General features: G+C 65.4%; 11 protein-coding genes. 6 read left to right on the top strand and 5 right to left on the bottom strand.

The window, feature by feature from the left end:
- Positions 1 to 33: 33 nt before the first annotated feature.
- The gene (locus tag BMY84_RS07610; RefSeq protein WP_093082549.1) at positions 34 to 1,554 is read left to right on the top strand and encodes a lipopolysaccharide biosynthesis protein; all 1,521 of its coding nucleotides are present in this window, start codon (positions 34 to 36) and stop codon (positions 1,552 to 1,554) included.
- A gap of 95 nt (positions 1,555 to 1,649) precedes the next feature.
- Here BMY84_RS07610 and BMY84_RS07605 read toward each other — a convergent pair whose 3' ends face one another.
- Positions 1,650 to 2,651 carry an adenosine kinase gene (locus tag BMY84_RS07605; RefSeq protein WP_093082547.1) on the bottom strand — a complete coding sequence of 334 codons (1,002 nt, stop codon included), beginning with the start codon at positions 2,649 to 2,651 and terminating at the stop codon, positions 1,650 to 1,652.
- Between the two features lie 112 nt (positions 2,652 to 2,763).
- Here BMY84_RS07605 and BMY84_RS07600 point away from each other — a divergent pair, with 112 nt between their 5' ends.
- Entirely contained in the window at positions 2,764 to 3,435 is a 672-nt protein-coding gene (locus tag BMY84_RS07600) for an EI24 domain-containing protein (RefSeq protein WP_093082788.1), read from the top strand.
- The gene (locus tag BMY84_RS07595; protein WP_093082543.1) at positions 3,432 to 3,806 is read left to right on the top strand and encodes a hypothetical protein; all 375 of its coding nucleotides are present in this window, start codon (positions 3,432 to 3,434) and stop codon (positions 3,804 to 3,806) included. The genes BMY84_RS07600 and BMY84_RS07595 overlap by 4 nt, the downstream gene beginning before the upstream one ends.
- Before the next feature lie 388 nt (positions 3,807 to 4,194).
- Here BMY84_RS07595 and queG read toward each other — a convergent pair whose 3' ends face one another.
- Positions 4,195 to 5,226, bottom strand: a complete 1,032-nt coding sequence (gene queG, locus BMY84_RS07590) for a tRNA epoxyqueuosine(34) reductase QueG (protein WP_093082785.1) — start codon at positions 5,224 to 5,226, stop codon at positions 4,195 to 4,197.
- Positions 5,227 to 5,269: 43 nt separating this feature from the next.
- On the opposite strand from queG, the gene BMY84_RS07585 reads away from it, so the two are divergent.
- From BMY84_RS07585 to msrB, 3 genes are read left to right on the top strand one after another with little or no spacing between them, the layout of a single operon-like run.
- Positions 5,270 to 6,247 (top strand): ABC transporter ATP-binding protein, encoded by a 978-nt coding sequence (locus BMY84_RS07585; RefSeq protein WP_093082541.1) that lies wholly within the window; start codon positions 5,270 to 5,272, stop codon positions 6,245 to 6,247.
- The gene (locus BMY84_RS07580; RefSeq protein ID WP_093082538.1) at positions 6,244 to 7,434 is read left to right on the top strand and encodes an ABC transporter permease; all 1,191 of its coding nucleotides are present in this window, start codon (positions 6,244 to 6,246) and stop codon (positions 7,432 to 7,434) included. The genes BMY84_RS07585 and BMY84_RS07580 overlap by 4 nt, the downstream gene beginning before the upstream one ends.
- 18 nt (positions 7,435 to 7,452) lie before the next feature.
- On the top strand, positions 7,453 to 7,929 hold the full coding sequence (gene msrB, locus BMY84_RS07575) for a peptide-methionine (R)-S-oxide reductase MsrB (RefSeq protein WP_093082536.1): 477 nt from the start codon (positions 7,453 to 7,455) through the stop codon (positions 7,927 to 7,929).
- Here the strand turns inward: msrB and BMY84_RS07570 are convergent.
- From BMY84_RS07570 to BMY84_RS07560, 3 genes are read right to left on the bottom strand one after another with little or no spacing between them, the layout of a single operon-like run.
- Positions 7,916 to 9,691, bottom strand: coding sequence for a hypothetical protein (locus BMY84_RS07570; RefSeq protein ID WP_143075003.1), 1,776 nt, complete (start codon positions 9,689 to 9,691; stop codon positions 7,916 to 7,918). The genes msrB and BMY84_RS07570 overlap by 14 nt on opposite strands.
- A 25-nt stretch (positions 9,692 to 9,716) precedes the next feature.
- Positions 9,717 to 10,133: a GtrA family protein gene (locus tag BMY84_RS07565; RefSeq protein ID WP_256215129.1), complete on the bottom strand. Its 417-nt coding sequence runs from the start codon at positions 10,131 to 10,133 to the stop codon at positions 9,717 to 9,719.
- 4 nt (positions 10,134 to 10,137) lie between these two features.
- Positions 10,138 to 11,673 carry an NAD(P)/FAD-dependent oxidoreductase gene (locus tag BMY84_RS07560; RefSeq protein ID WP_093082533.1) on the bottom strand — a complete coding sequence of 512 codons (1,536 nt, stop codon included), beginning with the start codon at positions 11,671 to 11,673 and terminating at the stop codon, positions 10,138 to 10,140.
- Between the last annotated feature and the right edge of the window lie 132 nt (positions 11,674 to 11,805).

Raw genomic sequence — 11,805 nt, 5'->3', positions numbered from 1 at the left:
TGCGCCTACAACGAACAGATATAGCAACAGAGAATGACACAAGGGGTTGATAGTTCGTTGGCGACAGAGGCGCCCCCATCCAAGGATCAGGATGATATCGCCGCTCTGGCCAAGGGCGGGCGAACCAATGTCTTCGGTTTCCTGCTGCGGCTCGCCGCACGCCTGCCTTTCCTGTTCATCGCCGGGCGCTGGTATGGCGCCGAAGCGCTGGGCCGTTTCGCCTATGCCGTGCTGGTGGTCGAATTCGTCGCCCAGATCGCGACGCTGGGGCTGAAGCGCGGCCTGGCCGGCGCTCTGTCGCAGACGGAGCGGCCGCATAATCATGTCGTAACGGACGCGATGGTCGTGACCTTGCTCGCGGCCTTGTTCGGCTCTGCGATCCTCATCGCCTTCCCGCAGGCGATGTTCCCCAACAGCAATATCAACGGGCTGGACCGGTTGCTGGCGCTGGTGGTGATCGGCGTGGCGGGATCGGATGTGGCGCTGGCCGCCTGCGCCTATCGCTTCGATGTCGGCGCGACCGTACGGGCGCGGTCGATCATCGAGCCATGGGCGATCAGCATCGGCGCCTTCGGTTTCGCTTATTATTCGCTGCGCGATGGCCTGATCCTCTCCTATGCCGTGTCGATGATCGCGGCTTTCATTGCCTCGATCATTCCGATGATTCGCCATTATGGCCTGCCTACCGGCTGGCGCCCCGATCCGGGTCGGCTCTGGCGCCTCGCCCGGCGCAATCTGCCGCTGGCGGCGGCGGATGGTGTGGAATGGGGATCGCGCCGGCTCGACATGGCGATATTGGGCCTTTTCGTCAGCCCGGCGGTGGTCGGCATCTATTATGTCGCGCAACAGGTCGCCTCCCTGCCGCAGAAGCTCAAGACCAGCTTCGATCCCATCCTTGGCCCGGTCATCACCCGCAATCTGGCGGAAAACAACCTGGCCGCCATCGCCAAGCAGGTCAGCCAGGTCGGCTTCTGGATCATTGCCGCGCAGGCGGGCATAGCCTTGGCGCTCGGCATTCCGGGGGAAGCGGTGATGGGCCTTGTCGGCCCGCATTTCGTAGGAGGCACCGGGGCGCTCGCTTTCCTGCTGCTGGCTGAAGTGGTGGCGGCCACGGCGGTCGTTAGCGAATCCGCGCTGGTCTATATCGCCCGCCATCGCAACCTGATGATCTCCCTCGTCATGATCGGCTGTCAGGCGGCCTTCAGCTTCGCGCTGATCTTCGCGGCGCGCGCCCTGCATATGGAACCCATGTGGATCGCCGCCGCGCCCGCGCTCGCGCTCTGTCTTGCGCTGGGACTCGGCGCCTTCGTCAAGGCGCGCCTGCTCTCGCGCCTGCTGGATGCACCGATCAACGCCTGGCGCTGGCCGCTGCTGAGCGCGGCGGGGGTCGCCTGTATCGTCGGCGCAGGCTTTGTCGCCCTGCCGCAGCGTTTCGAATGGGTCGAACTGGCGGTCGGCGTCTGGGCGATATTGGGCGCCTATGGCCTCGTCATCTGGCGTTGGGGCTTCGGTTCGGAAGACCGGGCGTTGTTTCGAAAGCAGAAACCGGCCTGATCTTCTGCCCCTGTCGCCGATGCGGCAGGCTGTAGGACAGCAAAATAGGAAAAAGGCCTGCCTCTCCATGGAGAGGCGGGCCTTTTTTGTTCAGATCAGGCGAACAGCGTGTCGCGGATCACGCCCAGATCATCCTCGGGGCGCGCGCCCCAGTGAGAGATGACTTCGGCGGCGGCGGCGGCGCCCAGGGCCAGCGCATCCTCGACGCTGCGGCCGTCGATATGCGCGGCCAGGAAGCCGGCGGCGAACAGGTCGCCCGCGCCGGTCGTGTCGATGATCTGCGACACCGGCGCGGCCGGCGCTTCATGGCGCACACCATCGACGATGGCGACCGCCCCCTTTTCGCTGCGGGTCGACACCAGCACCGGCACCTTGTCGGCGAAGCGGGCCAGCGCGGCGTCGAAATCATCGACCTGCGCCAGCGACTGGATTTCGCCTTCGTTGGAAAAGAGGATGTCGATCTGGCCATTGTCGATCAGGTCGATGAAGTCGGCGCGATGCCGGTCGATCACGAAATTGTCGGACAGGGTGAAGGCGACCTTGCGGCCCGCGCCGCGCGCCGCGTCGATCGCCGCGCGCATCGCCGCACGGGGCTGTTCGGGGTCCCACAGATAGCCTTCCAGATACAGGATCTTCGCCGACCGGATCAGGTCGAAATCGACCGCCGCTTCGGGCAGGAACTGCGATGCGCCCAGGAAGGTGTTCATCGTGCGCTGCGCGTCGGGCGTCACCAGGATGAGGCAGCGGGCGGTCGGCACTTCGCCATGCATGACCGGCGTGTCGAAACGGATGCCCAGCGCCCGCACGTCATGCGCGAACACCGCGCCCAGCTGATCCTCGTTCACCTGACCGATGAAGCCGCACTTCTTGCCCAGCGCGGCCAGCCCGGCCAGCGTGTTGGCGGCCGAGCCACCGCTGATTTCCTTCGCCTGCGGCATGTCGGCATAGAGCGTTTCGGCCATGGCGGCGTCGATCAGCTGCATGCCCCCCTTGGTCAGCGCATGTTGCGCCAGAAAGGCGTCGTCGCTGCGGGCAAGAACGTCGACGATGGCATTGCCGATCGCAACGACATCAAGAGTGGGTGCGGAAGCGGTCACGCAATATCCTTGTCTTGGGAGGAGAATAAAATTGCGTCGTCTCTACCGGCCCGCGCCGCGCCATGCAACGACGCTGATTGACCTTGCGACGGGGCGGGGCGATAGCAGGGCCATGGTCCTGACCGCCGCCCTGCGCGCTTTTCCTTCCATCTTCCATGGCGCAGCGCTGCGCCTGATGGGCAAGACGATCATCCTGACATTGCTGCTGTTCGCGCTGCTGGCGGCCGCGCTGTGGGCCGGATTCCATGCGCTGCGGCTGTATTTCGGCTGGGGCGGCGGCGAAAGCTGGGGTGCTTTTGGCGAAGCGACGGCGACCGCGCTGGTGATGGTCGCGGCGGGATGGCTGCTGTTCCGCGCCACGGCGATGGCGGTGATGGGCCTGTTCGCCGACGATATTATCGAGGCGATCGAGCAGGAGGATTACCCCCATGTCACCGCCCGCCCGGTCGGCTGGGCGCGCAGCCTGCGCTTTGCGCTTGCCTCGGTCGGGCGGACGATCGGCTGGAACATCGTCGCGCTGCCCGCCTATGTGCTGCTGCTGGTGACGGGGATCGGCACGATCGGTCTGTTCCTGGCCCTGAACGCCTATCTGCTCGGCCGCGACATGGCCGACATGGTGGAGCCGCGTCATCCCACGCTCCCGCCGCTGTCGCGCAGCGGCCGGTGGCTCATGGGCCTCGTTTCGGCGCTTCTGTTCCTCGTCCCGCTGGCCAACCTGCTTGCGCCGATCTTCAGCGCGGCTATGGCGGTGCACATGCTGCTCGGACGAAAGACGAAATCATGAAGACCCTCCGTTCGAGCCTTATTACCTTGCTGGCCCTGCCGCTGGCGGCGTGCGGCGCGGGCACGATCGTTCCCCCGGCAACGCAGATACAGCCGCCACCCGGCCCGCCTGCCAGTGCCTTCACCAAGCAGGGGCCGCTGCTGGGAACGGATGCCCGCCATCTGACGCAGTTGTTCGGCCAGCCCCGGCTCGACATTCGCGAGACGACGGTGCGCAAGCTGCAATTTGGCAATGGCCGCTGCGTGCTCGACGCCTATCTCTACGCGCCCGCGCGCGGCAAGGAGCCGGTCGTCACCCATGTCGACGCCCGCTCCCCGACTGGCGTGGACGTCGATCCCGCCGCTTGCGCCACCGCGCTTCAGGCGAAATAGGCGGACTGACAGGGTCATAGTCCCGAAGTTCACAGTGTCGTCGGGCTGTTTCGACGAAAATCCACAGTTTCGCCCCCATGACGCGCCTGCGACGCGCCCGCGACGCGCCTCCTGGGTCACAATGGTCTGGAGGCAGGGTCACGCCCACGCGCCTGTCGCGCGCCGGCGACGCACCGGTTTGGTCATAGCCGACGGAGGATGACGGCCGGTTCAGGCGGGTGTGGAAAAGATGCTGGTTCATCCATCACGATAGACCAGAGCAAATCCTATTTTGGAAGGGGAATAGGATGGGGTTGCAAGCTCTCGCAATCACGCAAGTCTAGCGCCAATTCCCCTCATCCAACTTCGCCTAGGCTCCTTCGTCGCCAAGGCTGCGTATCCTTCTCCCTCAGGGAGAAGGAGATAATTTCCCGATCGCCCACTCCGCGGCCTCCGCCACCACCGCGTCCGCATCCCCGACCAGTGCCTCCAGCCGCGCCAGCAGCCTTGGATCGCCGCTATTGCCTGCCGCGATGGCGGCGTTGCGGACCATGCGGTTGCGGCCGATGCGCTTGATCGGGGAGCCGGAGAAAATCTCGCGGAAGGTCGCATCGTCCAGATCGAGCAGATCGCCGATTGCCGGCGCGGCCAGTTCCGCCCGGCCGACGAACGCCCGGTTGGCCGCTGCCGCATCGGCGAACTTGTTCCACGGGCAGACGGCCAGGCAATCGTCGCAACCATAGACGCGGTTGCCGATCCCGGCACGCAGTTCCTCCGGGATCGGCCCCTTATGCTCGATGGTGAGGTAGGAGATGCAGCGCCGCGCATCCACCTTGTAGGGCGCGGGGAAGGCGTCGGTCGGGCAGGCGGCCTGACAGGCGGTGCAACTGCCGCAATGGTCGCGCTCCGGCCCGTCGGCCTCCAGCGCCAGTTCGCTGTAGATCGCGCCCAGGAACAGCCAGCTGCCATGGTCGCGGCTGACGAGATTGCTGTGCTTGCCCTGCCAGCCCAGCCCGGCGCCTGCGGCCAAAGGCTTTTCCATGACCGGCGCTGTATCCACGAAGACCTTGAGCGCGCCGGGCTGCTGTTCCACCAGCCAGCGGGCCAGCGCCTTCAGCGCTTTCTTGACGACGTCATGATAATCCTTGCCCTGCGCATAGACGGAAAAGCGCGCCCGGTCCGGCACGTCCGCCAGCGCCAGCGGATCGCGCCCCGGCGCATAGCTCATGCCCAGCATGATCACGCTGCGCACGTCGGGCCACAGGCCCGTGGGCGATCCGCGCTGTTCGGACCGCTCCTCCATCCACAGCATGTCGCCATGATAGCCCGCGTCCAGCCATTCGCGCAGCCTTTCCCCGGTTTTGGGCGCTGCATCGGCGCGCGCGATGCGGCAGGCGGCAAAGCCCAGCCGCAGCGCTTCCGCCTTCAGGCGCTGTTCCAAGGTTTCGGTTTCCACAGACACGGGTCCAGACTATCAGGGCAGGATGATCGGCGACATATCGGCATCGTCCACCGCTGCACCCTCCGCCTATGCCGTCGAAGGCCATGGGCTTGTCAAGACGTTCGGCAGTTTCCGTGCGGTCGACGGCATCGACATACAGGTGCCGGCGGGTTCCATCTATGGCGTGCTTGGCCCCAATGGCGCGGGCAAGACCACCCTGCTCCGCACCCTGCTGGGCATTGTCGACCCGGATGAGGGGTATCGCACCCTGCTGGGCGAGGCGCAGCCTTTGCGCATGGCCCGCGCGGTCGGCTATCTGCCTGAGGAACGGGGGCTGTATCCGTCGATGAAGGCCTTTGAGGCGATCGCCTTCATGGGGGCGCTGCGCGGTCTGCCGCTGCATGTCGGGCGCGAACGGGCGAAAGCGATGCTGGAGGGCCATGGCATGGGCGCGGCGATCGACAAGCCGATCCGCCAATTGTCCAAGGGCATGGCGCAGACGGTGCAATTATTCGGCACCATCATCCACGAACCTCGCCTGATCGTGCTGGACGAGCCATTTTCCGGGCTCGACGCGATCAATCAGGAGAAACTGGAGGCGCTGATCCGCCAGCAGGCGCGCAATGGCGTCACCATCCTTTTCTCGACCCATGTCATCGCCCATGCCGAACGGCTGTGCGAGCGGATCGCCATCGTCGCGGGCGGGCGCATCCGGTTCGAAGGGACGCCGGGCGACGCGCGTGATCGGCTGCGGTCGCAGGTGCGGCTGCGTACCCGCGCCGACGATGGCCCATGGCGCGCCGCGCTGCCCGCCGATATGGTGCGGGAAGAGGATGGCTGGCATTTCGCTCTGCCCGATGAGGGGATCGAGCCATTGCTGCGCGCCCTGATCGACGGGCAGGCGGGGATTGAAAGCCTGTCGATCGAGCGGCCGGGCCTGCATGACGCTTTCGTCGCCATCGCCGGGGCCGCAGTGGCCAAGCAGATGGTGCAGCAGGACGCAGCGGAGGAACCGGCATGAAGGAATTGTGGCGCGCCGCCTTCGTCATCGCCCGACGGGATTTCACCGCCGTCGTGCTGTCGCGCACCTTCATCCTCTTCCTGCTGGGGCCATTGCTGCCGATCCTGATCGGCTTTGCCTTTGGCGGCCTTGGCGACAAGATTTCCAGCACCGACCTGCGCCCCGTCGTCGGGCTGGCGCTGACGGGGCAGGATAATGCGGCGATCGAGCGGGCGCATGACCGGCTGAGCCAGCGCATGGGCGACCAGAGCCTGCCGCGCCTGCGCCGCGTGCCCGCAACGCCCAGCCCGCGCGTGCAACTTGCCCGGACCGATAGCGAAGTGGTGGCGATCCTGAGCGGATCGATCGCCCATCCGGTGCTGACCGGCAAGGCGGAGGATCTCGACAAGCTACAGGGCGATATCGGCCTGCTCTCCACCGCCGCGCAGGCGGAACGGACGCTGCGCTTCATCACCGTGGAACGGCAGGAAGTGAGCAGGAGTCTGGGCGCGCAGGCGCAGGGGCGCCTGATCATCGGCCGCATCGCGCAGGTGGTGATGTTCTTCCTCACCATCCTGCTGGCGGGCATGATCCTGTCCAATCTGGTCGAGGAAAAGACGAACAAGATCATCGAGATATTGGCGGCCGCCGTGCCGATCGACGCGATCTTCCTGGGCAAGCTGATGGCGATGCTGGCGATGAGCTTCGTGGGCATCGCCTTCTGGGGCGGCACCGCCTTCGCCATATTCGAGGCGATCGGCGGCCATGCGACGCGGCTGCCGACCCCGGCGGTGGGCTGGCCGATCTTTCTGATGCTGGCCGTCCTCTATTTCGGCATGGCTTATACGCTGCTCGGCTCGCTGTTCCTGGGCATCGGCGCGCAGGCGGCGACAGTGCGCGAAGTGCAGACGCTCAACATGCCGATCACCATGGGGCAGATGCTGATCTTCTTCTTCGCCAGCTATGCGGTCGACCATATGGGTTCCCCGGCGGAGGTGGCGGCCTGCATCTTCCCCTTCAGTTCGCCCTTCGCCATGATCGCGCGGGCGGGGCAGGATGCGACACTGTGGCCGCATCTGGTGGCTTTGCTCTGGCAGGCGGCCTTCGTCGCTTTGATCATCCGGGTCGGCGTGTTGCTGTTCCGCCGCCATGTGATGCAGTCGGGCGGGCGCTGGTGGAAGAATCTGTTCAGACCAGCGACAGGCTGACGCCTTTAGGAAGGGAACATGAACCGGCGGCATTTCCTGAGTGGCGTCGCGACCGGCGCCTGTGCTCTTGTCCTTTGGCAACTCCTCCCCGACGCGGCGGAGGCGGCCTATCCCTTTACCCTGAGCGATGCGCAATGGCGCAAGAAGCTGTCGCCCTGGGCCTATAAGGTGCTGCGACAGCAGGCGACCGAATATCCCGACACCAGCCCGCTCAATCGGGAACATCGCGCCGGGCTGTTTTCCTGTGCCGGCTGCGACCAGAAACTCTTCAGTTCGAAGACGAAGTTCGACAGTGGCACAGGCTGGCCCAGCTTCTGGGCGCCGCTGCCCAAGGCGGTGGGCACCAGCCGCGATCTTGGCCTGGGGGAAGTCCGCACCGAAGTCCATTGCGCGCGCTGCGGCGGGCATCTGGGCCATGTGTTCGACGATGGTCCACGGCCGACCGGCAAACGCTATTGCATGAACGGCGTGGCCATGGCCTTCAGTCCCGCCTGATCTTGTAGAGGCGCAGCATGCCCTTGCCCGGCATCGGTTCCAGCCAGTCCGGCACCTTGCCCTGCGCCAGTTGCGCGGCAAGGCCATGGGGCGCCAGCTTCACATAATAGCGATATTCGTTGAGGTCGCCGCAGGTCAGCAGATAATCCGCGCCCTTGCCGCCATTGACGCTGGCGATGACGGCGCGCGCCGCATCCGGCCGGGCGATAAAGCCGCGAATGACCGTGCTGATACCGCTGGCATTGCGATGATGGCCGGTCGCGACGATGCGATGATCGGTGCGGATCAGGATGGTGGGGCCGATGTCGAGCGGCGCGAACAGCATCGACGGGGGCAGGGCCTGCACAGCGGGCATCGCCATGTCGGGCTTGCAGACCGTGTCCTTCTCCTGCGCCTGCGCCGCGTCGGCCGGGCTTTCGAGCAGGGTGGCGGTCCCCACCCAGGCCGCGCTCAGCCCGAACGGGGTCAGCACCACCAGCGCCGTCGTGCCCAGCACGCGGCAGATGGCATGGCGCGATGATTGGGCCTTGGCGAACAGCGCCAGCACCAGCCAGGTCAGGCCCGGAATGCTCATCAGATGCGCGACCGACAGCGCGCGCATCACCATCACTGCGACCAGCGTGGCGCCCGCCAGCACCAGCGCCATGGCCAGCCAGCGGGTCAGCGCCTCGCTATCCTTGCGGTTGGCATAGGCTGCGATCAGCGTCGCCACCAGTCCACCGACCGGCGGCACGATGATCCCGCCCATGCGGAAGATATCCTGTTCCCAGACCGGGCGCCCTTCCATGATCGACACATACCAGACCCGATAGGCCAGCGGCCCCAGCGTCTGGAACGGATCGCCCGACAGACAGGGGCCACCCACGATCAGCAGCGTGACGGCCGCCGCCCCCGCGCCCAGCGCGCCGACGATCAGCCGGTGCCGCCAGTCGGCATGGCCGATCAGACGGCAGGCCATCGGCATCGCGATTGCCAACGCCAGGATCGGGAAGAGATAAGGCACGGTCAGCGCGTCGCACTGCACCGCCTGGAGCGGGATCAGGCCGCGCGTCGCGACCGCCAGCAGGAGGCCCGCCGCGCCGAGTGTGATCGCGGCCCAGAGCAGCCGGTCCGCCTCGCGCGCCGATCGCAGATAGAGGATACCCGCTATGCCCAGGAACAGCGCGACATAGGGCAGGCCTTCGCTGGAAATGGCCAGCCATGTTGCCAGCGCGCAGCCCATGACGATGCCGCCCCGCCGCGCGCGGGGATCGAACAGGCCGTAGAGGGCAAAGCCCGCCAGCATGATCTGCCAGCCATGATGATCGATGCGGAAGGGGCGAAACTGGACCAGAATGGAGGGTGTCGTCAGCAGCATCAGCGTGCCGAGTAGCGCAGCAGGACGACCGCCGATCCATTTATTGGTGCCATAGGTGGCAAAGGTCAGCCCAGCCAGCAGCATCAGCGGCACGATGATCGTGGCGAACAGTTCGGCGCCGATCGGCCCGGTCAGCGGCCGGGCGATCAGGATTATGGCGGCGATCGGCAGGTCGACGATCCGCGACCAGTGCATCGGCGCGCCGGCCGGGGGATTGACGCGATATTGCGTCACGTCGAACCAGGGTTGGCCGCCGATCCAGTTGCGCACCTCCTCCAGCCGCAGGGCGTCGTCCGGATCGAAGAAACTGAGCGTCGTCAGATGCTCGGCACAGCCGATCAGCACGATGCAGCAAAGGAGGAAGGCGATACAGGCGATCCGGCCGGGATTAGCCAGCCAGTTCATCGGCCAGCTCTTTTGGGCGCGGTCTTCAGGCAGTGCCGAAAACGCCATATTTGCGGATCGCATAGACGGCTCCAAAACTGACCGGGATGGCGAAGAGCTTCGAGATCGCCTGCCCAAGTCCCAGACGAGACAGAAATTCGATGATGATGATCGTCACCAGCAGGCCCACGGCGGCGCTCGCGACGAAGGCGATGCGTTGCGTGTGGCTGGGACGCTCGCAGGCGAAGACGAAGCGCGTACTGATCACCCAGTGCAGCAACAGCCCTGCGCCATAGCCGCCGGTCGCCGCGATCGCATTGGGCAATCCCGCGCGGGACAGGCCCAGAAACAGGGCCATGTCCAGCGACAGGGCGCAGATGCTCGCCAGCAGATAGCGGGCGATCATGAACTGCGCGCCGATCGTGCCGGCGCGTCGTGCGACAGCCCGAAACAGCGCGCTCACCGGCTCAGGCGGCCTTCAGCCGGGCCGGGACAGCGCGGACGCTGGACAGGGCGGCCTGCGTGTCTGCATGCGTCGCCGCATCCTGACCTTCGTCGCCCGCCTCATGATATTCGGCGTCCTCATTGACCTGCCACACGTCATGGACGCGCTTGCCGGCCACGATGTTGCGGACGGTCAGCATCGCCGTCATCATCGCATGGTCCTGATTATTATAGCGGTGCATGCCGTTGCGGCCGACCATGTGCAGCGTGGGATAGCGCGTTTCCAGTTCGGTGCGCATCGCCAGCACATTGGCGGCATAGGCGTCGTCATAGACCGGATAGGCCTTTTCCTGCCGCACCACCGCGCCGCCGACCACATCCTTGGGATCGCACAGGCCCAGCGCCGCCATTTCCTTCGTCGCCAGCGCGATCAGGTCGGCATCGTCGGATACCCACAGGCCGTCGCCTTCGAAGCAGAAATATTCCAGGCCCACGCAGGCCAGCGTCGGGTCCGGCACCATTTCGGGCGACCAACTGCGGAAATTCTGGATGCGGCCGACCTGCACCTTGGGATCGTGGATATAGATCCAGTTGTCGGGGAAGATATCCTCGCCCTTCACCATCAGCGCCACGGTCAGGAAGTCGCGATATTTGAGGTCCATCGCTTCGGGCAGGGTCGCTGGCAGCGGATGGATGCGGCCCGCCAACTCGCGCATCGGCGCGGAGCTGATGACATGGGCGGCGTTGATGACGACATCGCCATCCGGCCCTTCGGCCACCAGTCGCCAGCCATCGCCCGTCTGGTCTTCTTCCAGCCGCTTGAAGCTGTGCGCCATCAGCACCTGATTGCCGCCCTCGACCACGCGGTCGCGTGCGGCTTCCCACATCATGCCGGGGCCAAGGCGCGGATAGCGGAAGGTTTCCAGCAGCGTCTTGGTCGCCATACCGTCATTGGGCTTTTTGTTCAGGCCCAGCGAGCGCTTCAGGCCGTCCGTTACCGCGCCCCAGAGCGACAGGCCCTTGATGCGCTGTGCCGCCCAGTCGGCCGACATTTCGTCGCAGGGCATGCCCCAGACCTTCTCCGTATAGGTCTTGAAGAAGATGGAGAAGAGCTTGTGGCCGAAGGCGTTGACGGTCCAGTCCTGGAACGACTTGATATTGCGGTTGGGGAACAGCTTCGCCTTGGCAAAGCTCGCCATGCACAGGGTCGAGCGCCATACGCCCAGATTCCACAGCGCCTCGAACGCGCGCAGCGGATAGCTGTAGAATTTGCCTTCATAATAGATGCGGCTCATGCGCGGACGCTGGATGAAGTCGTCGGGCAATATCTCGTTCCACAGGTCCACGACCTGCTGCGATTTGGAGAAGAATCGGTGCCCGCCAATGTCGAATCGAAAGCCGTTCAGCTCGACGGTGCGGCTGATGCCGCCGACATAGATCGGGTCTTTTTCGATCACGGTTACGCTAAGTCCCTGCTTTGTCAGCAGATAGGCAGCGGTCAGGCCCGCCGGTCCAGCGCCGATGATGGCAACGTCTACGCTTTGGTCGGTACGCAGCATGGTAGGTCAATCCCCCGGGAGGTCGGTCAATGATGTCGGGAGTGAACGAAATCATCTAAGGACTGGTTAACGGCCGGTAAGCATGATGATCGCCGGAAAAGCGGGCCGAAATGCGAAAGGCCGCCCCACATT

The organism is Sphingobium sp. AP50, from assembly GCF_900109095.1.
In the GTDB taxonomy this organism is placed as follows: Bacteria; Pseudomonadota; Alphaproteobacteria; order Sphingomonadales; family Sphingomonadaceae; genus Sphingobium.
The sequence above is the reverse complement of the archived record's forward strand: the minus strand, read 5'-3'. Positions and strand labels throughout refer to the sequence as shown.

Bases quoted from the DNA above. Each gene is read 5' to 3' on its own strand.
- BMY84_RS07610 (WP_093082549.1), top strand. From the start codon at position 34: ATGACACAAGGGGTTGATAGTTCGTTGGCGACAGAGGCGCCCCCATCC.
- BMY84_RS07560 (WP_093082533.1), bottom strand. From the start codon at position 11,673: ATGCTGCGTACCGACCAAAGCGTAGACGTTGCCATCATCGGCGCTGGA.
- BMY84_RS07585 (WP_093082541.1), top strand. From the start codon at position 5,270: ATGATCGGCGACATATCGGCATCGTCCACCGCTGCACCCTCCGCCTAT.
- BMY84_RS07570 (WP_143075003.1), bottom strand. From the start codon at position 9,691: ATGAACTGGCTGGCTAATCCCGGCCGGATCGCCTGTATCGCCTTCCTC.
- msrB (WP_093082536.1), top strand. From the start codon at position 7,453: ATGAACCGGCGGCATTTCCTGAGTGGCGTCGCGACCGGCGCCTGTGCT.
- BMY84_RS07595 (WP_093082543.1), top strand. From the start codon at position 3,432: ATGAAGACCCTCCGTTCGAGCCTTATTACCTTGCTGGCCCTGCCGCTG.
- BMY84_RS07600 (WP_093082788.1), top strand. From the start codon at position 2,764: ATGGTCCTGACCGCCGCCCTGCGCGCTTTTCCTTCCATCTTCCATGGC.
- BMY84_RS07580 (WP_093082538.1), top strand. From the start codon at position 6,244: ATGAAGGAATTGTGGCGCGCCGCCTTCGTCATCGCCCGACGGGATTTC.